This is a genomic window from Streptomyces ferrugineus, assembly GCF_015160855.1.
GTDB classification, from domain to species: domain Bacteria; phylum Actinomycetota; class Actinomycetes; order Streptomycetales; family Streptomycetaceae; genus Streptomyces; species Streptomyces ferrugineus.
Map to the genome: position 1 here is coordinate 3643716 of NZ_CP063373.1, position 25758 is coordinate 3669473.

At 72.2% G+C, this 25758-nt stretch carries 25 protein-coding genes; 10 read left to right on the forward strand and 15 right to left on the reverse strand.

The genetic code is table 11. From position 1 onward, the window contains the following. Positions 1-39: 39 nt before the first annotated feature. Positions 40-1800 (reverse strand): NAD(P)/FAD-dependent oxidoreductase, encoded by a 1761-nt coding sequence (locus IM697_RS16650; RefSeq protein WP_194048469.1) that lies wholly within the window; start codon positions 1798-1800, stop codon positions 40-42. A gap of 56 nt (positions 1801-1856) precedes the next feature. Further along, the gene (locus IM697_RS16655) at positions 1857-2489 is read right to left on the reverse strand and encodes a hypothetical protein (RefSeq protein WP_228044702.1); all 633 of its coding nucleotides are present in this window, start codon (positions 2487-2489) and stop codon (positions 1857-1859) included. 219 nt (positions 2490-2708) lie between these two features. Here IM697_RS16655 and IM697_RS16660 point away from each other — a divergent pair, with 219 nt between their 5' ends. The 3 genes from IM697_RS16660 to IM697_RS16670 all read left to right on the forward strand — a co-directional run bounded on the left by IM697_RS16660 (position 2709) and on the right by IM697_RS16670 (position 5642). After that, a complete protein-coding gene (locus tag IM697_RS16660; protein WP_194048470.1) occupies positions 2709-4091 on the forward strand; it encodes a cation:proton antiporter in 1383 nt (460 codons plus the stop codon). A gap of 98 nt (positions 4092-4189) precedes the next feature. Continuing rightward, on the forward strand, positions 4190-4726 hold the full coding sequence (locus IM697_RS16665; RefSeq protein WP_194049740.1) for an SRPBCC family protein: 537 nt from the start codon (positions 4190-4192) through the stop codon (positions 4724-4726). A 46-nt stretch (positions 4727-4772) separates the two neighbouring features. Then, positions 4773-5642 carry an esterase/lipase family protein gene (locus IM697_RS16670; protein WP_194048471.1) on the forward strand — a complete coding sequence of 290 codons (870 nt, stop codon included), beginning with the start codon at positions 4773-4775 and terminating at the stop codon, positions 5640-5642. 13 nt (positions 5643-5655) lie between these two features. On the opposite strand, the gene IM697_RS16675 is transcribed toward IM697_RS16670, so the two are convergent. Beyond that, positions 5656-6486 carry an alpha/beta fold hydrolase gene (locus IM697_RS16675; RefSeq protein ID WP_194049739.1) on the reverse strand — a complete coding sequence of 277 codons (831 nt, stop codon included), beginning with the start codon at positions 6484-6486 and terminating at the stop codon, positions 5656-5658. A 143-nt stretch (positions 6487-6629) separates the two neighbouring features. Here IM697_RS16675 and IM697_RS16680 point away from each other — a divergent pair, with 143 nt between their 5' ends. Next, positions 6630-7517, forward strand: coding sequence for an RNA polymerase sigma-70 factor (locus tag IM697_RS16680; RefSeq protein WP_194048472.1), 888 nt, complete (start codon positions 6630-6632; stop codon positions 7515-7517). 171 nt (positions 7518-7688) lie between these two features. Next, positions 7689-8450, forward strand: coding sequence for a GntR family transcriptional regulator (locus IM697_RS16685; protein WP_194048473.1), 762 nt, complete (start codon positions 7689-7691; stop codon positions 8448-8450). A gap of 113 nt (positions 8451-8563) precedes the next feature. Here the strand turns inward: IM697_RS16685 and IM697_RS16690 are convergent, their stop codons facing one another. From IM697_RS16690 to IM697_RS16700, 3 genes are all read right to left on the reverse strand, one after another. Next, positions 8564-9721 (reverse strand): ROK family transcriptional regulator, encoded by a 1158-nt coding sequence (locus tag IM697_RS16690; protein ID WP_194048474.1) that lies wholly within the window; start codon positions 9719-9721, stop codon positions 8564-8566. Between the two features lie 110 nt (positions 9722-9831). Next, positions 9832-10494 (reverse strand): response regulator, encoded by a 663-nt coding sequence (locus tag IM697_RS16695; RefSeq protein WP_194048475.1) that lies wholly within the window; start codon positions 10492-10494, stop codon positions 9832-9834. Positions 10495-10508: 14 nt separating this feature from the next. Next, positions 10509-11678, reverse strand: coding sequence for a sensor histidine kinase (locus tag IM697_RS16700; RefSeq protein WP_194048476.1), 1170 nt, complete (start codon positions 11676-11678; stop codon positions 10509-10511). A gap of 108 nt (positions 11679-11786) precedes the next feature. On the opposite strand from IM697_RS16700, the gene IM697_RS16705 reads away from it, so the two are divergent. The 3 genes from IM697_RS16705 to IM697_RS16715 are packed head-to-tail and all read left to right on the forward strand — an operon-like array spanning position 11787 to position 13908. Next, a complete protein-coding gene (locus IM697_RS16705) occupies positions 11787-12707 on the forward strand; it encodes an ABC transporter ATP-binding protein (protein ID WP_194048477.1) in 921 nt (306 codons plus the stop codon). 3 nt (positions 12708-12710) lie between these two features. Then, positions 12711-13436, forward strand: a complete 726-nt coding sequence (locus tag IM697_RS16710; protein WP_194048478.1) for an ABC transporter permease — start codon at positions 12711-12713, stop codon at positions 13434-13436. A 58-nt stretch (positions 13437-13494) separates the two neighbouring features. Continuing rightward, positions 13495-13908: a hypothetical protein gene (locus tag IM697_RS16715; RefSeq protein WP_194048479.1), complete on the forward strand. Its 414-nt coding sequence runs from the start codon at positions 13495-13497 to the stop codon at positions 13906-13908. 4 nt (positions 13909-13912) lie between these two features. Here IM697_RS16715 and mug read toward each other — a convergent pair whose 3' ends face one another. Beyond that, a complete protein-coding gene (gene mug, locus IM697_RS16720) occupies positions 13913-14458 on the reverse strand; it encodes a G/U mismatch-specific DNA glycosylase (RefSeq protein ID WP_194048480.1) in 546 nt (181 codons plus the stop codon). A 13-nt stretch (positions 14459-14471) separates the two neighbouring features. Then, a complete protein-coding gene (gene purB, locus IM697_RS16725; RefSeq protein ID WP_194048481.1) occupies positions 14472-15914 on the reverse strand; it encodes an adenylosuccinate lyase in 1443 nt (480 codons plus the stop codon). Between the two features lie 289 nt (positions 15915-16203). On the opposite strand from purB, the gene IM697_RS16730 reads away from it, so the two are divergent. Next, positions 16204-17007 carry a hypothetical protein gene (locus IM697_RS16730; protein WP_194048482.1) on the forward strand — a complete coding sequence of 268 codons (804 nt, stop codon included), beginning with the start codon at positions 16204-16206 and terminating at the stop codon, positions 17005-17007. 23 nt (positions 17008-17030) lie between these two features. Here IM697_RS16730 and IM697_RS16735 read toward each other — a convergent pair whose 3' ends face one another. From IM697_RS16735 to IM697_RS16765, 7 genes are all read right to left on the reverse strand, one after another. Beyond that, positions 17031-17813, reverse strand: a complete 783-nt coding sequence (locus IM697_RS16735) for an SGNH/GDSL hydrolase family protein (protein ID WP_194048483.1) — start codon at positions 17811-17813, stop codon at positions 17031-17033. 73 nt (positions 17814-17886) lie between these two features. Continuing rightward, positions 17887-18900 (reverse strand): hemolysin family protein, encoded by a 1014-nt coding sequence (locus IM697_RS16740; RefSeq protein ID WP_194048484.1) that lies wholly within the window; start codon positions 18898-18900, stop codon positions 17887-17889. Then, a complete protein-coding gene (locus IM697_RS16745) occupies positions 18897-20237 on the reverse strand; it encodes a hemolysin family protein (protein WP_194048485.1) in 1341 nt (446 codons plus the stop codon). The genes IM697_RS16740 and IM697_RS16745 overlap by 4 nt, the downstream gene beginning before the upstream one ends. 153 nt (positions 20238-20390) lie before the next feature. Then, positions 20391-20816, reverse strand: a complete 426-nt coding sequence (locus IM697_RS16750; protein ID WP_194048486.1) for a GNAT family N-acetyltransferase — start codon at positions 20814-20816, stop codon at positions 20391-20393. Next, a complete protein-coding gene (locus IM697_RS16755; RefSeq protein ID WP_194048487.1) occupies positions 20813-21778 on the reverse strand; it encodes an LLM class F420-dependent oxidoreductase in 966 nt (321 codons plus the stop codon). Before IM697_RS16755 ends, IM697_RS16750 begins: the two co-directional genes overlap by 4 nt. A 46-nt stretch (positions 21779-21824) precedes the next feature. Then, positions 21825-24398 (reverse strand): ABC transporter permease, encoded by a 2574-nt coding sequence (locus IM697_RS16760; protein ID WP_194048488.1) that lies wholly within the window; start codon positions 24396-24398, stop codon positions 21825-21827. Positions 24399-24402: 4 nt separating this feature from the next. Next, the gene (locus IM697_RS16765; RefSeq protein WP_194048489.1) at positions 24403-25326 is read right to left on the reverse strand and encodes an ABC transporter ATP-binding protein; all 924 of its coding nucleotides are present in this window, start codon (positions 25324-25326) and stop codon (positions 24403-24405) included. A gap of 191 nt (positions 25327-25517) precedes the next feature. Between IM697_RS16765 and IM697_RS16770 the strand changes: the two genes are divergently transcribed. Further along, positions 25518-25757 (forward strand): toxin-antitoxin system HicB family antitoxin, encoded by a 240-nt coding sequence (locus IM697_RS16770; RefSeq protein WP_194048490.1) that lies wholly within the window; start codon positions 25518-25520, stop codon positions 25755-25757. Position 25758: the final 1 nt, after the last annotated feature.

Genomic DNA, 25758 nt, shown 5'->3' on the forward strand with positions numbered 1-25758 from the left:
CGGAATGTGCAGAAATGAATTTTCCGGGTGCTGCCGTTCCTATTTTCGGGCGGGAATCTCCCGCCGGGCCCAGTCGCGGTTCCAGTTGACCCACATGTCCCGTGCGGTCTGCCGCACCAGTGAGCCACCGCGCCGCGCATCGGTGGTGAGGGCTTGCACCGCCTCCTTGCCCACGAGCCGCGCGCCCCCCGTGAAGTACATGCCCCTGACGTGCCGGGGCGAGCGGAACTTGCCCCACAGCAGGATCCGCATCAGCGGCCACAGGGTGAACACCCCGGACGGGCAGCGGTCCTCGGGGTCGAGCGTGCCCCACACGGCCGGGCACAACTCGCTCTCCCGCAGCAGGGCGTAGACCCGCTCGACGGTCTGCTCCCTCGTCAGATCCCCCGCGCCATAGGCCAGTACGGCGTCCCGCGCCTGCTCGAAGAGCTGGCCCACCCAGGGATTGTCGACCCCTTGAAGACCCCGGTAAGGAGCCTTCTCCAACGCGTCGAAACAGGCCGGATCACGCGTCTTCTCGAATGCCACGGCCGCCTGGTTCTGCGCGTTCGTGCCGTAGAGGGTCGTGATGGTCCACACCCGGTTCCAGGCGTTCCACAACTCGAAGTCGTCGAACGACAGATAACTGCACGACACCAGGTCGTCGTAGAAGCGGAACATCCGCTTGATCCAGTTCTCCAGATACGCGAACCGCGCGGAGTCGAAATCGTCCTCGCGCACCGCGCCGATCAGCCGGTGGCCGAGCGCGTTGAGCGCCATCACGGTGACCGCCAGCCCGCTGGAGAACAGCGGGTCGATGAAATCGCTGGCGTGCGGCAGCAGGCACCACCGGTCGCCGACCACGGTCCGCGAGGAGAACTGCGTCCGGTCGGTCGACACATACGGCCGTACCGCCCGAGCCCCCTCGAACTGCCGGGCCACACTGGGGAACCGCCGCACATGGCGCCAGAACTCCTCCTGAGCGGTGACCCCCTCGGGACGCGGATAGCGGTCCAGGTCGAGATTGACGCCGACGCTGCACAGTTCGCTGGTGCTCGAGGAGTGGTTGTCGAACGGGATGACCCAGAACCAGCCGCCCTCGAAGAGATGGTGCAGCGTGCCCTGGCTGAACGGGCTGGGCATGCCGTGCTGTTCGCGCGGGGGCGCGACGGTGTCGAAGGGGCGCACGTTCACCATGTGCGTGAAGACGGTGCGCGAGCGCGTGCGGTACGGCGGCTCCTGCCGCAGCCCCAGCCGCTCGGGCAGCAGCGCCCGCATACCGCCGGCGTCGACGACGTACGACGCCTGGAAGGTGCCCTTCTCCCGGGTGACGAGCGTGACCCCGTCCTCGTCGAACTTCACGTCGTCCACGACGGTGTGGGTGTGCGCGGTGGCGCCGTAGGAGACGGCGACATGGAACATGTACGCGTCGACGTCCTGCCGCAGATAGTGCGAGTCGGGTCCCAGCGGCGGCCCCCAGGTGGGGTACTGGGTGCACTCCTCGGCGCGGGTGGGCTCTCCCTCGCGGTGGTAGACGAAGCTGAAGTTGCGCTTGACGCCGCAGTTCGACGACACATGGCGGCGCAGCGCCCCGTTGGTCGCCAGGTGCTCGATCTCCGGGACGTCGTAGCGGCGGGCCAGGACCCGCAGGCCGAAGGTGGTCTCGGGGACGGTGGACTCTCCGATGGCGAATCTGGGGTGGCCGCTTCCCTCCAGAAGCAGCACCCGCACGCCGTGGCGGGCGAGGATCGCCGCCAGCATCGTCCCGCCGATGCCGCCCCCGACGATGGCGACATCGAAAACACGCTGGTCGTCTTGCACGTCTTCGTCCTTTCGCGACGAGTAGAGCGCTGTGCCGAGCCGGTGTCCGGCGGCCGTCAGGCCGTCGGGCCCGGCAGTGCCCGGCGCAGCCCGCAGGCCGCCACCCGGGCGGAGAACGACAGGGCGAACCAGGGAGTGGGCGCGAGCGTGGCCAACCGCCGCCGCTCGCCCGGCAGTCGGCTGCCACCGCGTCCGGTGACGTCCAGCCAGGCCCCGAAGTGCAGCAGCCGTGCCTCCGGGCCCGCGTGCCGGGTGGGCCAGGGCCGCATGTGTTCACGCACCGCCCGGGTCAGCGGCGCGCACCGCGCCTCGGCCACACCGTGCCCGGCCAGGAAGCGGTCGAGCGACGCGGCCGAACGGCCGGGGAATCCGCCCCGCACCCGTGCGCCGCCCGACGCCAGCCCGGTGTCGTGGAACGCCGCCGCGACGAACAGCCCCGGCCGGTCGTAGTCGATGCCGTGGCCGCGCGCGAACGCGTCGGCCAACAGGAACGTGCGCAGCGAGTGCACCGCCGTGCGCGGCGGCACCAGCCGGGGCAGTTCCCGCAGCGCCGCAGCCACCAGCCGGTCCCCGAGCAGTTCCGCCACGGCCGGCTCGGCGAGCAGCACCCGCCATGCCTCCGGCTCCGCACCACCCCCGCCGACCTCGTGGGGACCAGGGCCTCGCACGCCGTGCGGCTTGGCGGCCATGAGTGCTCCTCTCGCATATGCGACGTGCCGGTTGCGCCTGTCTCTTCTCTTTACGCTCGGGTCCGGCTTCCCCCTGCCCCCGTCCGGCCACCGTCCGGACCTTGGCCGGTCTTCGCCCTCGCACCCTCGAACGTCGATACGGCAGCGCGCGAATCCGGTGAGCACGGGCAGAGATCACGGCACCGACCAGGCGCCATCGCGCTCGTCAAGGAGCCGCCCGTGAAGGCCAGTACGCCCGAGCTCTCCGAACCCGCAGCCGCCCCCGCCCCGCGCCGGGTACTCCTCGGCTACGGCGCGTTCGTCGGGATACCCGTCGGCGCCACGGCGCTGATCCTCGCCTCGGTCGGCTACGCGGGCCCCTCCGGGCAGGCACCCGCCGACTCCACGACCGTGCCCCTGTACCGGATCCTCGGCGCCCTGGCCCTGGTGACCGCCTGCGCCGCATGGGCCGGCGCCCTGGCCCGCAAGGTAGGACAGCCCCGTGTGGTGGGGGAGATCGCCATCGCCCTGCTGCTCGGCCCCTCCGTGCTGGGCGCGCTGTCGCCCGACGCCCAGCGATGGCTCCTCCCGCCCGAGGTGTTCCCGTTCCTCACCACGCTGGGCCAACTGGGCGTCACCCTCTTCATGTTCACCGTGGGACGCGAGCTGTCACTGAGCGCGCTGCGACGTGACGGACTGTCCGCATCGACACTTATCGGCCATTCCGGCATCGCCATCCCTTTTCTGACCGGTGTGCTGGTCGCCCTGGCCCTCCCGGACGCCTACCGGCCCGACGGTGTGGGCGCGGTGCCGTTCGTGCTCTTCATGGGGCTGAGCCTGAGCGTCACGGCCGTACCCGTGCTGGCCCGGCTGCTATCCGACGAGGGCCGGCTCACCACCCGGCTCGGCACCCTCGCGATGGCCTCGGCGAGCGTCGCCGACGTCACCGCCTGGTGCCTGCTGGCGCTGGTCCTGGCCATCGCGAGCGGCGGGTCGCCGGCGGCGGTGGCCGTCACCGTCGGCTGGGTCGTGCTCTTCGGCCTCGTCGTGTGGCGCGTGCTCCGCCCGCTGCTGCGGCGTCTGCTCGCACCGCGGCGCCCCGACGGCCCGATGGCCGCGGCCCGCACGGCGTCCATCGTCCTGGTGACCGTCCTGCTGTGCGCCCTGGCCACCGAACAGATCGGGGTGCACGCGCTGTTCGGGGCGGTGGCGGCCGGCCTCGCCATGCCGCGCACCCAGGCGGTGGAGCAGGTCGCCTGGCGCGTGGAGGGACTCACCAACTGGATGCTGCTGCCGTCGTTCTTCATGGCCGTGGGCCTCAGCACCCGTCTCGGCGCGGTGCCCGGGGCGACCGGCTGGCTCGTCTGCCTGGCCGTCCTGGCCGCCGCGGCGGTGGCGAAGTTCGTCGGCACGGTGGTGCCCGCGCGCCTGCTGCGCTTCTCGTGGCGGCAGTCGGCCCAGCTCGGCGCGATGATGAACTGCCGGGGCCTGACCGAACTGATCATCCTCAACACGGGACTCGCGGCCGGACTGCTCTCGCCCGCGCTGTTCGCCATGCTGGTGGTCATGGCGCTCGCCACCACCGCCATGACGGGGCCGCTGCTGCGGCTCATGGACGACTGAACCGGAGTGCGGGGCGGCCCAAGTGCGCCGGGCGTGCCCTTGGGTTCCCCTTTCGAGGGAGTTCCCGGGTGCGCGGGGCCGGGCAGCCAGTAGCGGTGATCGCTGTGCTGAACGTCCACGAACGTGTCCTGCCCGCACCCCAGAAGTCCGTCGGCGCCCTCATCGACCGTCTGGGCGGCGCGGACGACCGGCTCTGGCCGCCCGACTGGCCGCCGGTGCGCTTCGACGGGCCGCTGGCCGTGGGGGTGTCCGGCGGGCACGGCCCGGTGCGCTATGTGGTGAGCCACTACGTGCCGGGCCACTGGGTGCGCTTCCGGTTCAACGGACCGCGCGGCTTCGACGGATTCCACGAGTTCAGCGTCGAACCGCTGGACCAGGAGCACACCGTCCTGCGCAACACCCTCGTCCTGCGCCCGCACGGGGTGCGCTGGCTGGGCTGGCTGCTGTTCTTCCGGCCCATGCACGACGCGGCCTTCCGGCACAGCCTGGACTGCGCCGAGCGCGCGCTGACCGGGCGGGTCGCGCGTCCGGCGAAGTGGGGTTGGTACGTCAGGCTGTTGCGCGCCGGGACCGCCCGCCTGGTGCCCCGACTGGCCGGCCGGCCCGGGTCAGGGATCGCCGCGCCGGGGCCGTAAGACCGGGCGGACGAAGGAAGGTTGCCCGCAGGAAAGGCGGATCGCCGTGAGTCTCCCGCATCCTCACATCCCCGGCATCAACACGGACGACATCGCCACGGACCTCACCGAGGCACCGCACCGCGCGGCCGGCCTCGGACAGGCCGCCGTCGCCGGAGTCGTCGCCACCGTCGACGTGGAGGCGGGGGAGGACGACTGGGACCTGCCCCTGACCGAGGAACATCCACGCCCGGTGGTGCTGGTGCACGGCACCTTCGGCAACCGCGGCTACACCTGGACCGAGGCCACCCCGCTGCTGCGGCGCAGCGGCCACCGCGTCTTCCGCCTCGACTACGGCCGGCACCTGCACCCGGTGCTCTTCGGGCTCGGCGACATCAGGACGTCGGCCCGGCAACTCGGCGAGTTCGTCGACGAGGTCCTGCAGCGCACCGGCGCCGAGCAGGTGGACCTCGTCGGCTTCTCGCAGGGCGGCATGATGCCGCGCTACTACCTCAACGCCCTGGGCGGCGGCCCCAAGGTGCACAACTTCGTGGGCATCGCCCCCAGCAACCACGGTGTCACCGCCCAGGGCCTGATGAACCTCGCCCGTCAGATCCCGGGCGCCAAGGAACTGGTCGAGCAGGGCGCCGTGGGCACCGTCGTCCCGGCCTGGCCCCAGCTCCAGCACGACCACCCCTTCCAGCGCGAACTCGCCGAACTGGGCGAGACCACGGAGGGCGTCCGGCACACGGTCATCGCCACCCGCTACGACGACGTGGTCACCCCGTACACCTCGTGCGCGCTCGCCGAGACCGAGGGCCGCCACGTCAGGAACGTCCTCCTCCAGGACCTCGCCCCCGACGACCACACCGCGCACGCCGCCATGCCCTACAACCCGACCGTCCTCAAGGTGGTCCTCGAAGCGCTGGCCGAGTGACCGTACGGCGCGCTCAGCGGCTGCCGTCGAGCAGCACCCGGGCGACCAGCGCCGGATCGTCGCTCATCGGCACATGGCCGCAGCCGGGCAGCCGCACCAGCCGGGCCCGCGGGATGATCCGCTTCGCCCGGACCCCCTGGCGGGGCACCAGGAGCCGGTCCTTGCTGCCCCAGGCCACCGTCACCGGAATCCCCGGCACATCGTCGGTGAACCGCACCTCCCGGCCCGACCGGAGGGTCTCGAAGAAACCCTGCGCGCGGGCCAGCCCGACCGTCTCGGCGACCACGGACTCGGGCGAACGGCGGCCCGGGCGGGCGTAGATGGTGCTGGTCAGACCGGCGCGGCCGGCCGCCGAGCGGGACAGCCACTCGACGAGGGGGAGCGGCATCCGCTCGGCGGTCCGCCGCATCCCGGTCAGGACGGTGAAGGCGTACTGCCGCTCCAGCGGCGACCAGAACCCGGCCGGCGACAGGGCGGTGACGGATCGCGCACGGTTCGCCCGGCCGAGATCCAGAGCCAGCAGCCCGCCCAGCGAGTTGCCCGCCACATGCGGCCGCTCCAGCTCCAGCGCCTCGCACAGGGCGGCGAGCACCACGCTCATCGTCGGCAGGTCGTGCGCCAGCCCGTCCGGCAGCGCCGGGGACCGGCCGCATCCGGGCAGATCCACGGCGATCACCTCGCGCTCGGCGGCCAGGACGGGTGTGACCGGGTCCCACACCTGACGGTGGTGGCCTATGCCGTGCAGCAGGAGCAGCGGTTCGCCGGTGCCCACGCGCGCGTAGGAGACCGTCATGCTTTGCGGGCCGTACGGAGTGGGGACTTTGAAGGAGACGGTGGCGGACATGCTGCTCCTCGTCGGGGTCATGGACCGGCATTGTGTAGACACCTTGTCAGCAATTGCTACCGACGGGTAGACCCGAGGGCGAGACCTCTCCGTCCCGCCGATTTCGCCTGGACAGGGCCGCACACGTCGGCTGGGATGGTGCGGTGACCACCGAAACCGAGACCGATGTCTTCGAAGAGCACCGCCCCGTCCTGCTGGGGGTCGCGTACCGCATGCTCGGGCGCGTGGCCGACGCGGAGGACGTGGTGCAGGAGGCCTGGCTGCGCTGGTCCGGCGCGGACCGGTCGGAGGTCCGCGAACCGCGCGCCTACCTGGTGCGCGTCACCACCCGACTCGCCATCGACCGGCTGCGCCAGGTCAAGGCGCGGGGCGAGACGTACATCGGCCCCTGGCTGCCGGAGCCCTATGTCACCGACTTCGGCGACACCGTCCAGGACACCGCCGAGCGCGCCGTCCTCGCCGACTCCGTCTCGCTCGCCGTCCTCGTCGTCCTGGAGTCGCTGTCACCCCTGGAGCGGGCGGTGTTCGTCCTCAGGGAGGCCTTCGGCTACCCGTACGCCGAGATCGCCGCCATGCTGGAGCGCGGCGAGGCGGCGGTGCGGCAACTGGCCGGCCGGGCCCGCAAGCACGTCGACGAGCGGCGCCCGCGCTACGAGGTCGACCCCGTCCAGCGACGCGATCTCACCGAGCGCTTCCTGGCCGCGGCCGCCGGGGGCGACCTGGAGGGGCTCATGTCCCTGCTCGCCCCCGACGTCCGGCTCGTCGGCGACAGCGGCGGCAAGGCGAAGGCTCCGCTGCGGGTCCTGGAGACGGCCGACAAGGTGGGCCGCTTCCTCGTCGGCGCCGCACGCAAGGGCGACGTCCCCGACGTGTCCTTCCACTTCCTGGAGGTCAACGGCGGCCCCGCGCTGCTGATCCGCTCCGGCGACAAGCCCGACAGCGTCTTCCAGCTGGACGTCCTGGACGGACGGATCCAGGCCGTCTACATCGTCCGCAACCCCGACAAGCTGAGGTCGCTGGCCACGGTGTAGCCCGCGCCGCCGCGCCGCGACCGTGGCCGCGCGAGCGCGTCCCGTGAACGTTCCCGGCGATTGGTATTGACCAAGGGTGAGTGCCGTCCTATGGTCGCTGATAAGTGCAACAACCTTTAATAAACAAGGGCGCTAAAACGCCGCCGGGCCACGGCGATTGCGGAGGACAGGGTGGGGACCACGCAACTGGAATCGGTGCCGGAACCGAAGTACTGGCATCTGAGGACCGTGCTCAGTGAGGCACTGGACTCGGAGTTCACCGTGGGCGAGATCCTGCCCAACGAACGCGACCTGGCCGCCCGCTTCGGCGTGGCCCGCGCGACGCTCCGGCAGGCTCTCGAACAGCTCGAACTGGAAGGCCGGCTCCAGCGCCGCCGCGGTGTCGGTACGACCGTCGCCCCGCCGCGCGTGGGCGTGGCCGTCGGCACCGAGCAGCACGCCTGGCCGGGTGCCGAGGACGACGTCTGGCAACCCACGGACTGCGCACCGGCGGTGCCGCCCGCGTCCGTCGCCGACGCCCTGGAGAGCGGCCGGGACGAGTCCGTGCACATCGTGCGCCGCTCCCGTGTGACGCACGGCCAGCCCGTCGCCGCCGAACTCCTCTACATCCCGCAGTCGTCGGTGCCCGACCTCTCCGGCATCGACGCCCCCTCCGGAGCGGCACGCGCGCGTGCCGTGCTGCGCGAGCTGCACCGCCTGGAGCTGGAGGGCCAGGAGAGCGCCGTCGAGCTGGGCTCGGCCCGCGCGGACGACGCGAAGGAGCTGGACCGCCTTCCCGGGGCGCCGGTGCTCGTCGTGACCACCCGCTACATCGCCGAGGGCCGCACCGCCGCGCTCTCCGTCGCCACCTACCGCGCGGACACATGCCGGCTGACCTTCGGTGACTCCGGCGGCGTGGAGATCCACGAGGACCCGGAGCGCCGGGCATCCTGACCACGCCGCACCGGCCGACTCACACCACGCCCCGGATCCCGTCCGGGGCGCGTGTGTTTTGGGCCGGGGCCCGACCCGGGCGCGTGCCTTGGGTGGGAGCCCGGCGGTGGTGGTCAGCGCCGGCCCGTGACGGTTCCCTCCACCGCGAACAGCTGCTCCTCCACATGGTCCAGGGCCAGCCGCAGCGCGCCCGTCGCCACGGCCGCCTCGCCGAGCAGGGACAGGGCGACGCTCGGCGGGCGCAGGCAGTAGCGGGCCAGTTCGCGCCGCAGCGGCTCCAGCACGCCGTCCAGTCCGGCCGCCCAGCCGCCGACGACGACCAGCTCGGGGTCCAGGGCGAGGACGAGCGCGGCCACGTCGTGGACGAGGCGCTGGATGAAGCGGTCGACGGCCGCGCGGGCCCCCTGGTCGCCCTCCCGGGCCTGCGCGAACACCTCGGCGACGGCGTGCTCGTCGAGCGGGCGCAGCGGCTCGTCCGTGGTGGACAGCAGGGTCTCCGGGGTCGCCTCGCGGCCCAGCAGATGCAGCGCGCCGATCTCGCCGGCCGCGCCGCCGAAACCCCGGTGCAACTGCCCGCCGATCAGCGAACCGGCGCCCGGGCTCAGCCCCGCCAGCACGAACACCACGTCGTTCGACTCGGTGGCGGAACCCTTCCAGTGCTCGGCGACCGCCGCCGCGTTGGCGTCGTTCTCCACCAGCACCGGGCACTTGAAGGACCGGCTCAGCCGCTCGCCCAGCCGCAGCCCCGTCCACTCGGGCAGCGCGGCACCCAGGCGAACGGTGCCGTCCGCCTCGACGATGCCCGGCGTCGCGACACCCACGGCCCGCAGTGAGCTACGGGCGACACCGGCCCGGCGCAGCAGCTCCGCGACCGCCGTACGCACCCGCTCGAGCCGCTCGTCGGCCGGAGCCGTCTCGTCGACGTCCTTGGCGATGGAGCCGAGGATCCGGCCGTCCAGGTCGGCGAGCAGCGCGGCGACCCGATGCGCACCGACCTCCACGCCCAGCAGATGACCCGCCTCGGCCCGGAACCGGAAGCGCCGCGCGGGCCGGCCCTGGCGCCGGACGACGCTCTCGTCCGCCGGTTTCTCGACGACGTACCCCGCCTCGATGAGCCCTTCGACGACGCCCTCGACGGTCGGCCGGGACAGTCCGGTCACGCGGGTGATCTCCGTCAGCGTGGCGGCGTCCGTGGCACGCAGCGCGTGCAGCACCACCGCGGAGTTGATCCTTCGCAGCAGCGAGGGATCCCCGCCGGTCAGCTGCCCCAACGTCCGTCCTCCCAGCTCGTACGCATGTTTGGCGGATCGTACTCGCCGGGGCGGGCCCCGGCGAGTGCTGAGCGGCGAGGACCTTGCCGAGCGGTCCCGCGCGCGGCGGGTCACCCGGGTGCCACGAACCCCGACTCGTACGCCGTGATCACCGCCTGGGTGCGATCACGCGCCCCCAGCTTCGCCAGCACCGCACTCACATGGGACTTCACCGTCTCCGTGCCGACCACCAGCCGTGCGGCGATCTCCGCGTTCGACAGCCCGCGCGCCATCAGCCGCAGCACCTCCGCCTCCCGCTCGGTCAGCCGGGCGCGCTCCAGCACCGCGCGCGCCGCACGGTTACCGCCGTCGTCGCCGTACCGCGCGGCGAGTTGCCGCACCGACGCGGGGAACAGCAGCGACTCGCCCTCGGCGACCAGTCGCACCGCGTGCACGATCTCGGCCGGCCGCGCCCGCTTCAGCAGGAAGCCGTCGGCGCCGGCCCGCAGCGCCTCGTACACGTACTCGTCGTTCTCGAAGGTCGTGACGACGACGATCTTCGGCGGATCGTCGACCGTGCGCAGCACCGCGCGCGTGGCCTCGATCCCGTCCAGCAGCGGCATCCGCACGTCCATGGCGACCACGTCCGGCCGCAACCGCCGCACCAGCGGTATCACCGCCGCCCCGTCGGCCGCCTCCCCGACGACCTCGATGTCGGGCTGCGCCTCCAGCACGGCCCGCAGACCGGCGCGTACGAGGGGTTCGTCGTCGACGAGGAGAACGGTGACCGGCATCGGACAAGCCTAGATCAACTCGTCGGCAGTTCTACATGTACCTGCCAGTCACCCCGGTCGTGACCGGTGCGCGCGTGTCCGCCCAGCAGGGCGGCGCGCTCGCGGATGCCGCGCAGGCCGCTGCCCCTGCCGGGCCCGGGTATTCCGGCGGTGAGCGGATTGCGGATCTCCAGGGTGAGGGTGCCGTCCGCGACGGAGATGCGGACCCGGGTCGGCACGGAGCCCGCGTGACGCAGCACATTGGTCAGCGACTCCTGGAGGATGCGGTAGCCCTCCCGCGAGACCGGGCCGGGCACCGTGTCCAACGCCCCCGTCAGCTCGGCGTCGACCTTCGCACCCGACGCCCGCGCGGACTCCAGCAGCCGGTCCGCGTCCGTGAGCGTCGGGCGGCTGCTGACCGGGCGCTCGGACTCGCGCAGGACGCCGAGGACGCGCTCCAGATCCTCCAGGGCGGCCCGACCGGTCTCCTCGATGGCGTCCAGGGCCCGCTCGGTGAACGCCGGATCACCGGCCGCGCGGGCCGCACCCGCCTGGACGACGGCCACGGTCAGGGCGTGGCCGATGGAGTCATGGAGCTCGCGGGCGATGCGGGTGCGCTCCAGGAGCTGCTCGGTGCGCTCCTCCAGGGCGGCGAGGCGCTCCGCGGGGGAGGGGCCGAGGAGACGCAGGGCGAGTGCGGTGATGAGACGGCCCGAGATCACCACGACCGCCCCCAGGGCGGCCAGCGACATCGGCACGAGCAGCACGTGCCACCAGCGGTGGCCGCCGAGGAGGGACAGTCCGCCCTCCTCGAAGTCACCACCGAACGGCGCGGCGACCAACTCCACCGTGGCGAAGACCAGTTGGGCGCTCGCCGTCACCGTCACGTAGCCCAGCAGCAGCCGCGCCTCCAGCCATACGACCAGCCGCCCCCGGTCGCCCCAGGAAGCGGACGGCGCGACGACGATGCCGGTGCTCCCCTGGTCGTGGCGGTGACCGGTCAGCAGCAGCCTCGCCTGGAGCCCCTCCACGGTCCGCATCGCGGGCACCAGCCCGGCGGGGACGAGCACCGCGCCCGCCACCACCCAGATCCACCACTCCTCCCGGACGAAGATGAGCATGGACGGCCCCACGACGGCGATGATCAGGTGCAGCCATCGTGTGTACGTCACCGCCCGGCCGAACGGGCGCAGCAAGCGGACCATTTCGCCATCGTGCCAGCCACCACTGACAACGGACCTCCCCCGCACGGGGGAGACGATCTCCACCGGCGGGGGAGGAGCGGCCCCCGGCCGGGCGGGCACGCTGCCGCCATGACCAGCATCGAAGTCCAGGCCCTCACCAAGGAGTACGGCACCCGGCGAGCCGTGGACGACCTCACCTTCACCGTCGTCCCCGGCCGTGTCACCGGCTTCCTCGGCCCCAACGGCGCCGGAAAGTCCACCACCCTGCGGCTCGTGCTCGGCCTGGACCGGCCGACCTCCGGAACCGCCACCGTCGGCGGCCGCCCCTACGCCACGCTCCGCGAACCCCTGCGGCACGTGGGCGCGTTGCTCGAGGCCCAGGCCGCGCACGGCGCCCGCACCGGCCGCGACCACCTGCGCGTCCTCGCCGCGAGCAACCGCATCCCCGGGCGCCGGGTCGACGAGGTGCTGGAGCAGACCGGGCTCGCGACGGCGGCGCGCCGCAGGGTGAGGACGTACTCCCTGGGCATGCGCCAGCGCCTCGGCATCGCGGCGGCCCTCCTCGGCGACCCCGAGGTCGTCATCCTCGACGAGCCGTCCAACGGTCTCGACCCGGAGGGCATCGTCTGGATCCGCGAGTTGCTGCGCCGGCTCGCGGGGGAGGGGCGCACGGTCCTGGTCTCCAGCCATCTCATGAACGAGACCGCGTCCTTCGCCGACCACCTCGTCGTCCTCGGCCGGGGACGCCTGCTGGCCGACACCCCCATGCGGGAGTTCATCGACGCGCGCGTGGAACCCCGCGTCCGCGTCCGCACCCCGGACGCCACCGCCCTCAGGACAGCGCTCGCCCGGCACGGCTACGACGCCGTCCAGCACCGGGACGGGCACTGGACGGTGCGCCACGCGCGCGTGGACGACATCGGCCGCCTCACGTCCGAGGCCGGCGTGCCCCTCCTCGAACTCGCCGCCGAGGAAGGCACCTTGGAGCAGGCCTACCTCGACCTGACCGCCGCCGAGACCGAGTTCACCGCACAGCCCCAGGAGGCCTGAACCATGGCATTCGCACCCGTGCTCCACGCGGAGTGGCTCAAGATCCGCACCCTCAGGTCCCTTCCGGGAGCACTGCTGGCACTGTTCACCGTGACGACGGCGTTCTCCGCGCTGGCCGGCTCCGACGGCAGTTCCGAACCGGACTTCGACCCGCTGTTCACCGCGCTGTCGGGCGTCCTGCCCGGCCAGATCGCCGCCATCTCGTTCGGTGCGCTGGCCGTGTCGTCGGAGTACCACGGGGGTGCGCTCCGGCTGTCGCTCGCCTCGGTGCCGCAGCGGGGGCGGTGGTTCGCCGCCAAGATGACGGCGATCGCCGTGCCGGCGCTGCTCGTCGGGCTGCTCACCGCGGTCACGTCGTTCGCCGTGGGGCGCGCGGGACTCGGTTCGGCGGCGAGCGGGCTCACCACGGCCGAGCAGGTGCGCGCGGTGTCGGGCTGCGGGATCTACCTCATGCTGATGGCCCTGCTCGCGGCGGGCCTCACCGCCGTGCTCCGCAGCGGCGTGGCCACGCTCTCCGTCCTCGTCCCGTTCATCCTCGTGGTGTCCTTCGTCATCGGCGACGCCGCGGGCACCGTGGCGGACTTCCTGCCCGACAAGGCCGGCCAGACCGCCCTGCACCAGTCGTACGACGGCACCCTCGGACCGTGGTCGGGCCTGGCGGTGACGGCGCTGTGGACGGCGGGCGCGCTGGTGGCGGGGGCGTGGAGCGTGCGGCGCCGGGACGCCTGACCCGGGCGGGCGCCTGATGCCCCGCCAATTGTCAGTGGCGGCGGCAATACTGGATCACATGGACCTCGCGAAGGATCTCGCCCTGACCGACCTGCTGTGCACCGAGGCCTTTCTCCCGGAGCGCGGCAGGACGGAGTTCGCCCGGGGCGGCCCCGGCTACTACATCACCGAGTTAGGAACAGGCTCGTGGCCGAGCACGGACGACCTCTACGCCTATGAGGCCGCCCTGGTGCAGCGATACGACGAGCGATGGGGAACGGCGTCACGTTGGGGGAGCGTGACCTTCATGGAGCGGAGCACACGAGGGGAGGACATAGCCGAGCCCTGGGTCCTGCTCGGCACCCGGGCGGACGACCTGCGTACTTGGGACGTCCCTGGCAAGGGGCGCTGGGTCAACCTGGCCGTCGCCGACCGGGACCGCGAGGCCCAGCCGGAACTCCTGCTGATGGTCACCGACATAGCCCCGCCCTGACCCGTCAGGCCTCCGCCGCCACCCGCAGCCGCCCGTACTCCTCCGCCATCGTCGCCGCCGTCCAGTGCGCGTTCAGCCCGCTCGGATTCGGCAGGACCCACACGCGCGTGTCGCCGATCGTCCGCTCCTGAGGCCCCACCTGTGCCTTGCGGTCCTCGAAGGCCGCCCTGTAGGCCGTGACCCCCACGACGGCCAGCCAACGCGGCCGCAGCCGTGTCACCTTCGCCGCCAGCAGCCGCCCGCCCTCGCGGTACTCCTCGGCGCTCAGCTCGTCGGCCCGCGCGGTCGCCCGTGCCACGACGTTGGTGATGCCCAGCCGGTAGGACAGCAACTCCCCCTGCTCCGACGGCTTCATGAGCCTCGGCGTGAAGCCGGACAGATGCAGCACCGGCCAGAACCGGTTGCCCGGCCGGGCGAAGTGATGGCCGGTCGCGGCGGTCATCAGACCGGGGTTGATGCCGCAGAACAGGACGTGGAGGCCGTCCGCGACGACGTCCGGGACGAGTCGGTCGTGGGCGGCCTCCAGCTCCGCCCGAGTCAAGCGCGCCATGCCGTGAGCGGCGTCAGAGGATGGCCCCGGGCGTGTAACCGGCGGCCTCGGGACGCTGCTTCACGATCTCCTCGACCCGGCCCACGACGACGCCGACCTGGTCGGCCGCGGCGCCCGTGAAGGACAGCTTGTCGGCCATCAGGGCGTCCAGCGCTCCGCGGTCCAGCGGGATGCGCTCGTCGGCGGCCAGCTTGTCGAGCAGCTCGTTGCGCTCGGCGCCCTGCTCGCGCATCGCGAGGGCCGAAGCCACGGCGTTCTCCTTGATGGCCTCGTGCGCGAGTTCGCGGCCCACACCCGCGCGCACCGCGCCCATGAGCACCTTGGTGGTGGCGAGGAACGGCAGGTAGCGGTCCAGCTCACGCGCCACGACCGCCGGGAAGGCGCCGAACTCGTCGAGCACCGTCAGGAACGTCTCCAGCAGACCGTCCAGCGCGAAGAACGCGTCCGGCAGCGCGACCCGGCGCACCACCGAGCAGGACACGTCGCCCTCGTTCCACTGGTCGCCCGCCAGCTCGCCCGTCATCGAGGCGTAGCCGCGCAGGATCACCATCAGGCCGTTGACCCGCTCGCAGGACCGCGTGTTCATCTTGTGCGGCATCGCGGAGGAGCCGACCTGGCCCGGCTTGAAGCCCTCGGTCACCAGCTCGTGCCCGGCCATCAGCCGGATCGTCTTCGCGAGCGACGACGGCGCCGCCGCAAGCTGCACCAGCGCGGTCACCACCTCGTAGTCCAGCGACCGCGGGTAGACCTGGCCGACCGAGGTGAAGGCCTGCGAGAAGCCCAGGTGCCGGGCGATCCGGTGCTCCAACTCGGCGAGCTTCGAGGCGTCCCCGCCGAGCAGGTCCAGCATGTCCTGCGCCGTGCCCACCGGGCCCTTGATGCCGCGCAGCGGGTAGCGGCCCAGCAGCTCCTCGACGCGGCCGTACGCGACGAGCAGTTCGTCGGTGGCCGTCGCGAAGCGCTTGCCCAGCGTCGTGGCCTGCGCGGCGACGTTGTGCGAGCGGCCGGCCATGACCAGCTCGCCGTACTCCCCGGCCAGCTTGCCCAGGCGCGCCAGCACCGCCACCGTACGGTCGCGCATCAGCTCCAGGGAGAGCCGGATCTGGAGCTGTTCGACGTTCTCCGTGAGGTCGCGGGACGTCATGCCCTTGTGCACGTGCTCGTGCCCGGCGAGGTCGTTGAACTCCTCGATCCGCGCCTTCACGTCGTGCCGCGTGACCTTCTCGCGCTCGGCGATGGAGGCCAGGTCGACGGTGTCCAGGACGCGCTCGTAGTCGGCGATCGCCGCGTCCGGCACCTCGATGCCGAGGTCCTTCTGGGCCCGCAGCACGGCGAGCCAGAGCTGCCGCTCCAGCTTCACCTTCTGCTCGGGGGACCAGAGCGTGGCGAGCTCGGTGGAGGCGTAGCGTCCGGCGAGGACGTTCGGGATGCGGGGCTTGGCGGGCGCAGAAGTCACGTGCACGGAGTTTACCCGGGGCGCTCCGCGCGCCGTTCCTTCGCCCGGTCCGCGAGACGGATACGAGACGGACACCGATGCCCTCGGGCGTTCGGGTGAATTCCCCGGCCGTCGTCGCGTCCCGGTTTCCGGGGGCCTCCACATCTCGTTCATAGTCTGCACGTCGTGGCGAGTGCGGTCGTGCGGCATCACGGCACCTGCGACGACGTCCCGAATCCCGGCAATCGACACCATCGCGTCAATGACCGACGTCGGCTTCCCCATTCCGCCTGAGAGAAAGACAACGAGAATGCGACAGGCTCTGACCAGGGGATTGATCGTGGCCGCCGCCGCGACAAGTGCCCTGTCCCTCTACGGCGCGTCGGCGTCCGCGGTCCCACGCACGCAGGGGGCCGTGGTGAACTCCGCCGCCGCACTGTCGGGCCACGCGGATCCCTGGGACCCGGCCCGGCTGGACGACAAATTCGGCAGTATGCAAGAGAAATTCGACGAGATGCGGGACGAATTCCAGGAGGTGAATGACAGGATCAGCGACCTGGATCTGCCGCAGCCCGCTTCCGGAAACACCACCTCGGGATTCGGCGACTCCGGCTACGGCACCGGGGAGCCGACCGGCCAGGGCTATGGCTCCGAGGAGCCGAGCAGCCAGGGCCACGGTTCCGAGAAGCCGAGCGGCTACGGTTACGGCTACGGCGACGACCGGCCGAGCGAGCAGGGCTACGGTTCCGACAAGCCGAGCGAGCAGGGCTACGGCCGCGAGACGCCCAGCGGCTACGGCTACGGTTCCGAAGAGCCGAGCGGCTATGGCTACGGCTACGGCGACGAGAAGCCGGACGACCACGGGTACGGGTACGGCTACGGCCACGACTCGCAGACCCCGACCCCGACGCCCACACCCACCAAGACCGCCACACCACCGCCCAGCCACAAGCCCACGCCGACTCCGACCCAGGCACCGCCGAAGAAGCCGACTCACCCGCACATGCCCGAGACCGGCGCCGAGAGCGTCATCGGAGGCATCGCCGCCAGCGGGGCGCTGCTGATCGCCGGAACCGTCCTGTACCGGCGGAGCCGGGCCGCGTCGCGTCGGTAGCGCGCAGGGGGTCCGGGGGCGGCCTACGCCGCCGGGCCCTCGTACGGCAGCAGCTCCGGGCGCTTCGCCGGCAGCCCGTCCCCGGAGGAGCGCCCCGTCAGGCGCCGGCCGATCCAGGGCAGCAGATGCCGGCGCGCGAACCGCACGTCGGCGACCCGCCGGGTGACCCATCCCGGCGGCGCCGCGGCCGGCATCGGCGTGCGCCACTCGGTGTCCTCGGGGTCGTAGCCGAGCGTCTGCCACACGGCCTCGGCGACCCGGCGATGCCCCTCGGCGGTCAGATGCAGCCGGTCCACGTCCCACATGCGGGGGTCGGAGAGCGACGGGGCCCCGTACAGATCGACGACGACCGCGCCGTGCCGGTCGGCCAGCTCGTCGACGCAGGCGAACAGCTCCTCCATACGCGGCCGGAACCGCTCCAGGACCGGCCCCTGCCGTCCCGGACTGCGCATCAGCACCAGCTGTCCGCAGGCCGGGGCGAGCTTCTCCACCGCCTCCTGAAGCAGTGCGCGCACCCGCCCCATGTCGCACTTGGGCCGCAGCGTGTCGTTGAGCCCGCCGACGAGCGTGATCACATCGGCGCCCATCGAGGCCGCCACGTCCACCTGCTCCTCGACGATCTGCCCGATCAGCTTCCCGCGCACCGCGAGGTTGGCGTACCGGAAACCGGGCGTACGGGCGGCCATCCGCTCGGCGAGGAGGTCGGCCCAGCCCCGGTAGGAGCCGTCCGGGAGGAGGTCCGACATGCCCTCGGTGAAGGAGTCGCCGACCGCGACCAGGCTGCTGTGTGTGGGATTCGTCTGCATGGCGACGGAAATGGTATCCCGGGCTCCATACCCGTCGGTCGGTCGGCCCGGGAACCACTGCTGAGTGCGGCCGTCAGGCCCGCTGTCCGAACAGCTCCCGCAGCACGTCCTCCATCGTCACCAGCCCGGCCAGCCGTCCGTCATTGCCCAGCGCGGCCGCCAGATGCGTACGGCTGCCCCGCATCGCGGTGAGCACGTCGTCCAGCGGCGTGCTCTCCCGCACACGCGCGATGGGCCGCATGTCCCCGACCTCGAACGGCACCTCCCGCGGGGAGGCGTCCAGCGCGTCCTTCACATGGAGGTAGCCCACGATGTGGCGCTCCTCGTCGACGACCGGGAAGCGGGAGAAGCCCGACTCGGCCGACAGCCGCTCCAGCTCCTCCGGTGTGACGCCCACGCGCGCGTAGACGACGCGTTCCAGCGGAAGCACCACGTCGCGCACGGGCCGGCGGCCCAGCTCCAGGGCGTCGTGCAGCCGGTCCCGCGCGCGGTCGTCGATCAGGCCGGCCTCGCCGGAGTCCCGCACCAGCCGGGCCAGTTCGGCGTCCGAGAAGGTCGCGGTGACCTCGTCCTTGGTCTCGACGCGCAGCAGCTTCAGCAGGGCGTTGGCGAACGCGTTGATCGTGAAGATCACCGGCCGCAGCGCCCGGGACAGCGCGACCAGCGGCGGACCGAGCAGCAGAGCGCTGCGCACCGGCTCGGCCAGCGCGATGTTCTTCGGCACCATCTCGCCGAGCAGCATGTGCAGATAGGTGGCCAGTGCCAGCGCGATCACGAACGACACCGCGTGCCCAGCGCTCTCCGGCACGCCCACCGCGTGGAACACCGGCTCCAGGAGGTGCTCGATGGCCGGTTCCGCGACCACGCCGAGCACCAGGGTGCACAGCGTGATGCCGAGCTGCGCCGCCGCCATCAGCGCGGACACATGCCGCAGGCCCCACAGCACGCTCTTGGCGCGCCGGTCGCCCTCCTCGGCGTACGGCTCGATCTGGGAGCGCCGCACGGAGATCAGCGCGAACTCGGCGCCCACGAAGAAGGCGTTGACGACCAGCGTCAGAAAGCCGATGAACAGCTGTACGGCGGTCATCGCCCGTCCTCCTTCTCGGTCTCGGCCGCGTCGTCGAACGGCGCGTGCAACAGCACTCGCGCGGCTCTGCGTCCCGCGGCGTCCACCACGTCGAGCCGCCAGCCGGCGACCTCGACGCGGTCACCGACGGCGGGTATGCGGCCGAGTTCGGCCGCGACGAGACCGGCCAGCGTCTCGTACGGCCCTTCGGGCGCCCTGAGGCCGACGCGCGCGAGCTGGTCCACCCGCGCGGAACCGTCGGCCGAGAACAGGGCCCGGCCCTCGTCGTCGCTGCCCGCGGGGGCGAGGTCGGGCGTCTCGTGCGGGTCGTGCTCGTCGCGCACCTCGCCGACGACCTCCTCGACGATGTCCTCCAGCGTGGCCACGCCGGCCGTGCCGCCGTACTCGTCGATGACCACGGCCATGGTGCGCTTGCCGGACAGCCGGTCCAGGAGCCGGTCGACGGTGAGCGTCTCGGGGACCAGGAGCGGCTCGCGCATCAGCTCGGCGACCGAGACCCGGGGGCGGCGGTCGGCGGGCACCGCCAGGATGTCCTTGATGTGCGCGGTGCCCACGACCGAGTCGAGGCTGCCGCGGTAGACGGGGAACCGGGACAGCCCGGTGGCCCGGGTCGCGTTCGCCACGTCCTCGCAGGTCGCCTGGGCGTCCAGGGCGACGACCTGGACACGCGGGGTCATGACGTTCTCCGCCGTGAGATCGGCCAGGTTCAGGGTCCGTACGAAGAGCTCGGCGGTGTCCGGCTCCAAGGCGCCCTCCCGGGCGGAGTGCCGGGCGAGGGCGGCCAGCTCCTGGGGGCCGCGCGCGGCGGCCAGCTCCTCGGTGGGCTCCACGCCGAAGCGGCGCACGACGCGGTTCGCCGTGTTGTTCAGGTGCGTGATGAAGGGGCGGAAGACCGCGCTGAACCAGCGCTGGGCGTTCCCGACCCGCTTGGCCACGGCCAGCGGCGAGGAGATCGCCCAGTTCTTGGGCACCAGCTCGCCGACGACCATCAGCACGACGGTCGACAGCGCCGTACCGATCACCAGCGCGATCGAGCTCGCCGTCGATCGGGAGACCCCGACCGACTCCAGCGGGCCGGCGAGCAGTGTGGCGATCGACGGCTCGGCGAGCATGCCGACGACCAGGTTGGTGACCGTGATGCCGAGCTGCGCGCCGGAGAGCTGGAACGTCAGGTTCCGTACCGCCTTGAGGGCGCCCGCGGCGCCCCGCTCGCCGCGCTCCGCGGCCCGTTCGAGCTCGCTGCGCTCGACCGTGGTCAGCGAGAACTCGGCCGCGACGAAGGCACCGCAGGCCAGTGACAGCAGGATCGCCACCAGAAGGAGGAGCACTTCGGTCATCGGGTCACCTCCGTCCCATGGTCGGACAGGGTGGGGAGGATCGCGCGATGTCTGCTACTGGGAGGCTCGCCCATGGGCGGACGCTCACACCTTTCACTGGAGGGCCGAAGTGGTCCCCCAATAGTAAAGGATCGGCAAAGCGGATCGGTCGGGTCAGTCGGTGAGGGGCCTCACCCATCGCCGCCAGTGTTCCTCGGGCGTGTACCCCGCCGCGCGCCAGGCATGGTGTGCGGTCTCGTTGTCCACCAGCACCATGGCGTCGCCCCGTCGCCCGCCGAGCCGTACGAACCGTTCCTCCGCGGCGGCCAGCAGCGCCGCGCCGATGCCCCGGCGTCGGCGCTCCGGGTGCACCGCGAGCCGGTACAGATGGCAGCGCCAGCCGTCGAAGCCCGCGATCACCGTGCCGACCAGCTCGCCGTCGAACTCGGCGAGGATCAGCGCCTCGGGGTCGCGGGCGACCAGCCGCTCCACACCGTCCCGGTCGTCGCTGATGCTGGTGCCCTCGGCGGCCGTCTTCCAGAAGGCCAGCACGCTGTCGAGGTCGTCGGCCGTCGCGGACCGTATCTGCGGATCAGTCATGCCGCGATCCCATCACGGGCGACGGAACGGGGCGTGGAATTCCGGGATGCGGACGGCTCCATGCCGCGCAGCCGTTCCATCACCGGCGCGAACGCCTCCATGCTCGGTTCCAGGACGGTGAGATAGCTGAACCCGTACCGCTCGCGCTGGGCCAGCACCTGGGCGCTCATCTCCGCCACGCTGCCGATCAGACCGATGGGCAGCTCCAGGACCTGTTCCGTGGTGAGGTAGGGGACCCGTTCCAGCAGGGGCTGCGCGGCGGCCTCGCGGTCGTCGGTGTCGATCACGAACTGAATGAGCAGGTTCAGCTCCGCCGGCTCCGCGCGGCCCGCCGCCAGTGCGCGGTACCGCGCGACACGCTCCTCGAGCTCGTCGGCGAGCATCGCCCGCAACTCTCCCGCCGAGCTTCCCGGCACCGAGCGCGCGCCGGTGAAGGCGGCGATCTCGGCGTGCTCGGCGGTGAGGCGCAGCACACGGTCGCCGTTGCCGCCGACGAGCAGGGGGACGCGCGGCTTCTGCACCGGCCGGGGCTGGTGTTCCTCGGCGGCGAGAAGCCGGTGGAGCTCCTCGATGGTGTGCAGCAGATGGTCCACCCGTCCGCCGGGCGAGAGCCACGGCAGACCCGCCGTGTCGTGCTCCGCCTTGACGTAGCCGGTGCCGAGCCCGAGCTCCAGCCGTCCCCCGGTCAGCGCGTCGGTCGTCGCCACCTCCCGGGCGAGCAGGGCCGGGTTCCAGAACCCCGCGTTCAGCACGAACGTGCCCAGCCGGGGCCGCTCGGTCGCCTCGGCCGCCGCGACCAGGGCCGGGAACGGCGCGGGCATGCCCAGATGGTCGGGGACCAGGATCACGTCGTAGCCGAGCTCCTCGGCCCGGCGGCACTTGGCCCGCCACTCGTCGGCCGGGGCGGGGGTCATCAGGTTGACGCCGAAGCGGAACGGACGCGGGCTCACCGGTTGCGACATGAACTCTCCTCACCCTCAAGGGACTTGAGCATCTGCCGCGATTCCATCACTCGTGCGCGATGGCCGCCAGCACATTCATGCGCGATGCACGCAACGCCGGCAGCAGCGCCGCCACGACACCCACGACCGCCGAGCCGATCACCACCGCCGCGATGGTGCCCCAGGGGATCGCCAGCGCCGTCATGCCCTGCAGCGCCAGCACCTGCTGGGTGCACACGCCCCACACCAGCCCCAGGGCGAGGCCCAGCACCGCGCCGAACACGGCGATCACCACCGACTCCAGCCGGATCATCCGGCGCAGCTGCCGCCGGGCGAGCCCGATGGCCCGCAGCAGCCCGATCTCCCGGGTGCGCTCCACGACCGACAGGGCGAGGGTGTTGACCACGCCGAGCACCGCGATGATGATCGCGAGGCCCAGCAGGGCGTACACGAGATAGAGCAGTACGGCGATCTGGTCGTGCACCAGGTCCTTGTAGTCGGCGATGTCGCGGACCTGCACCTGCGGATAGGGGTCGAGCGTCCTCTCCAGGCCGGCCCGCAGATCGTCCGGGCCGGTGCCGGAGGCGGCGTTGACGTACACGGCCGCGTCCTGCCCGCCCGGCGCGTACTCCTCCAGCGTGGCCAGGCTGAAGAAGATCCCGCCCTGGCCGCCGAACCCGTCCGCGGACTCCTGGTCGGTGAGGGCGCCCACCGTCAGCTCGGCCCGCCGGTCGCCCTGGAACTCGACGGGGACGGTGCTGCCGAGCCGTACGCCGTGGTCCTCGGCGAAGTCCTTGTCCATGGCGAGGTGGCCCGCCGCGAGCGCGTCCGCGGTGTCGCCCTGGGCGTAGGTGATGTTGGCGACCTCGTCGAGCTCGGGTTCGTAACCCGCGGCGGTCGTCTTCACGCGGTCGCCGTCCGGGAGCCGCAGCGCGATCGTCGTGAACTGCGAGCGTACGACGAGCCCCACGCCTTCGGTGTCCTGGATCCGCTCGGTGATCTCCCGTGGGAAGGGCACGAAGTTGCCGTTCTGCACCACGAAGTCGGCGCCCAGCGTCTTGTCGATCTGCTGGTCGAACGACTTGGTCATCGAGGCGCTGGCCACCGACATCCCGCCCACCAGCGCGAGGCCGACCATCAGGGCGGCCGCGGTGGCGCCGGTGCGGCGCGGGTTGCGCAGGGCGTTGCGCTGGCTCATCCGGCCGATCGAGCCGAACAGCGCGGGGAAGGCCCCGCCGAGGACCCGGATGACGGGCCGCACGAGCAGCGGTCCCGCGATCACCGTCGCGATCAGGGTCAGGAGCACACCGAGGCCCAGCAGGGACGCGGCCGACGACGTCTTCGAAGCCACCGCGCAGCCCACCAGCGCCGCCGCGCCGGCCGCCCCGACCACCGAGCCCAGCACCGCGCGCAGCCGCAGCGGCCGCCCGATCTCGGCGATCTCCGCGTCCGCCAGGGCCGCCATCGGCGAGACGCCCGCCGCCCGCCGGGCCGGGAGGTACGCCGCGACGAAGGTGACGCCCAGGCCGACCACGTACGCGGTCACCGGCGTCCCCCAGCCGATGACCATCTCGGTCGTCCTGATGTTCATCCCCATCAGGCCCATCAGCTCGATGAGCCCCACAGCCAGCCCGATACCGGCCGCGAGGCCCGCCGTCGAGCCGACCAGGCCGAGCAGCAGCGCCTCGGTGAGCACCGAGCGCCGCACCTGGCGCCGGTCCGCGCCGAGCGCCCGCAGCAGGCCCAGCTCACGGGTGCGCTGGGCGATCAGCATGGAGAAGGTGTTGACGATCAGGAACACGCCGACGAGGACCGCCACCCCGGCGAAGCCGAGCATGACGTACTTGATGATGTCGAGGAATCCGCCGAGCTGCTCGACGTCCGACTCGGCCTGCTCGCCGGCGGTGCGCAGCTCGTAGGCACCGCCGTCGGCGCCGAGCGCGTCGGCCACCCGCCGCTTCAGCTCGGGATCGCTGACGCCGTCGGCCGCGTCGAGGGAGATGCTGGTGGCGCCCTCGGGGTCGCCCAGCAGCTTGGTCTGCGCGGTCGGGGTGTCGAAGAAGACCAGCGCGGCGCCCGGGTTGGTGGTGGTGAAGGTGACGATGCCGACGACCTCGACCGGGAAGGAGCCCTCCTGCCCGATGACCGTGAGGCGGTCGCCGATCCGCACGTCCTTGCTGTCGGCGGTGTCCGCGTCGATCATGACCTGCCCGTCGCCCTTCGGGGCGTGACCCGAGGTGAGCTCCACGGGGCTGCGCTCGGTCGGGTTCCAGGCGGTGCCGATGGTGGGGGCGCCGGTGGTCGGGCCCACCGACTCGCGGTTCTCGTCGGCGACGGTGAGGCCCTCCACGTCCACGTCCGCGCGGGCCGCCGTGACGCCGTCGACCCGGGCGAGACGATCGGCGAGCGAGGCCGGCAGGGTCAGGGTCTGCCCCGAGGGGATCGTCTCGTCGAGGGTCTCCCTCGGGGTGACGGTGACATCGGCGGCGGTCGACGCGAAGAGCCGGTCGAAGGTGCGGCTGACGGTGTCCGAGAAGATCAGGCTGCCCGCGACGAACGCCACGGAGAGGATCACCGCCAGGGCGGAGAGCAGCAGCCGCCCCTTGTGGGCGAGGAAGCTCCGGAGCGTCGCTTTCAGCACGGGGTCAGGTCTCCTCGGGCGACGCGGGCGACGCGGGCGGCTCGGGCGACGTCGGCGACGTCGGCGAGGGTTCGTCGGCCGCCGGTATCGCCCCCGGCGCGGGCCCGCCGTCGTCGAACTGGCTCCGGATCACGTCGAACCCGGGGGTCTGGGGGTTTCCCCCGGTGAAAAGGCGCATGCGTTCCAGCACGGCCTCTGCAGTCGGCCGCTCCATCTCGTCGACGATCCGTCCGTCGCCCAGGAAGAGCACCAGGTCGGAGTGGGCGGCGGCGCCCGGGTCGTGGGTGACCATCACGACGGTCTGCCCGAGCTGGTCGACGGCCTCGCGCAGGAAGCCGAGCACCTCCAGGCCGGCCCGTGAGTCGAGGTTGCCGGTCGGCTCGTCCGCGAAGATCAGCTCCGGCCGGGAGGCGAGCGCGCGGGCGCAGGCGACGCGCTGCTGCTGGCCGCCGGAGAGCTGGGCGGGGCGGTGCCCCAGGCGGTCCCGCAGCCCGAGGGTGTCGATGACCTGGTCCAGCCACTTCTCGTCGGGCTTCTTGCCCGCGATGTCCATGGGCAGGGTGATGTTCTCGGCCGCGTTCAGAGTCGGGATGAGGTTGAACGACTGGAACATGAACCCGATCCGGTCCCGCCGCAGCCGCGTCAGCTCGCGGTCCTTCAGCCCGGTGATCTCGGTGTCGCCGAGCCACACCTGCCCCGCCGAGACGTTGTCGAGGCCCGCCAGGCAGTGCATCAGCGTGGACTTTCCCGAGCCCGACGGCCCCATGACCGCGGTGAAGCGGCCGCGCGCGATGTCCACGTCCACCGCGTCGAGGGCGAGCACCGTCGTCTCGCCCGAGCCGTACGCCTTGGTCAGGCCACGGGCGCGGGCAGCGATCCCGTCCGCCGACGCGGAGCCCGGGACGTGCTGGGCAGCTGCAGTGGACAAAACCGCCTCCTCGCGGACGTAACGACCCTCATCTTCGCCGAGCGTAATGTGATCCAGCGCACGTCGGGTATCCGCCGAAGGTCCCGGTCGTTCTCCGTCCCAGGTCGGGCCCCTGATATCGATGTAAGGGGCATGCTCCACCCCTGGACGCACTCTTGCCGTTGCTAGCACTCCCGCGCTAGCTTCGAAGCATGGCGAAGACCCAGCTGAACGTGAGAGTGGACGAGGGTACGGCCCGCGCCGCCCGCGAGCGCGCCCTGGCCCGCGGCATGAGCGTCAACCGCTACATCGAGGAACTGGTCAAGCAGGACACCGGCGAGGTCGGTCATACGTTCGTCGAGGCCGCGGCCGATTTCATGAAGCAGTACGAGTCGGTGTTCGCCGAGGAGTTCGGCGCCGACCGCGAGGGCTCGCGCGAAGGTCGCCACTGAA

Excerpts from the sequence above, each read along its gene's own strand:
- IM697_RS16655 (WP_228044702.1), bottom strand. The coding sequence starts at position 2,489 with ATGGCCGCCAAGCCGCACGGCGTGCGAGGCCCTGGTCCCCACGAGGTC.
- IM697_RS16675 (WP_194049739.1), bottom strand. The coding sequence starts at position 6,486 with ATGTCCGCCACCGTCTCCTTCAAAGTCCCCACTCCGTACGGCCCGCAA.
- IM697_RS16695 (WP_194048475.1), bottom strand. The coding sequence starts at position 10,494 with ATGCCGGTCACCGTTCTCCTCGTCGACGACGAACCCCTCGTACGCGCC.
- IM697_RS16700 (WP_194048476.1), bottom strand. The coding sequence starts at position 11,678 with ATGGTCCGCTTGCTGCGCCCGTTCGGCCGGGCGGTGACGTACACACGA.
- IM697_RS16705 (WP_194048477.1), top strand. The coding sequence starts at position 11,787 with ATGACCAGCATCGAAGTCCAGGCCCTCACCAAGGAGTACGGCACCCGG.
- IM697_RS16710 (WP_194048478.1), top strand. The coding sequence starts at position 12,711 with ATGGCATTCGCACCCGTGCTCCACGCGGAGTGGCTCAAGATCCGCACC.
- IM697_RS16715 (WP_194048479.1), top strand. The coding sequence starts at position 13,495 with ATGGACCTCGCGAAGGATCTCGCCCTGACCGACCTGCTGTGCACCGAG.
- mug (WP_194048480.1), bottom strand. The coding sequence starts at position 14,458 with ATGGCGCGCTTGACTCGGGCGGAGCTGGAGGCCGCCCACGACCGACTC.
- IM697_RS16730 (WP_194048482.1), top strand. The coding sequence starts at position 16,204 with ATGCGACAGGCTCTGACCAGGGGATTGATCGTGGCCGCCGCCGCGACA.
- IM697_RS16735 (WP_194048483.1), bottom strand. The coding sequence starts at position 17,813 with ATGCAGACGAATCCCACACACAGCAGCCTGGTCGCGGTCGGCGACTCC.
- IM697_RS16740 (WP_194048484.1), bottom strand. The coding sequence starts at position 18,900 with ATGACCGCCGTACAGCTGTTCATCGGCTTTCTGACGCTGGTCGTCAAC.
- IM697_RS16745 (WP_194048485.1), bottom strand. The coding sequence starts at position 20,237 with ATGACCGAAGTGCTCCTCCTTCTGGTGGCGATCCTGCTGTCACTGGCC.
- IM697_RS16750 (WP_194048486.1), bottom strand. The coding sequence starts at position 20,816 with ATGACTGATCCGCAGATACGGTCCGCGACGGCCGACGACCTCGACAGC.
- IM697_RS16755 (WP_194048487.1), bottom strand. The coding sequence starts at position 21,778 with ATGTCGCAACCGGTGAGCCCGCGTCCGTTCCGCTTCGGCGTCAACCTG.
- IM697_RS16770 (WP_194048490.1), top strand. The coding sequence starts at position 25,518 with ATGGCGAAGACCCAGCTGAACGTGAGAGTGGACGAGGGTACGGCCCGC.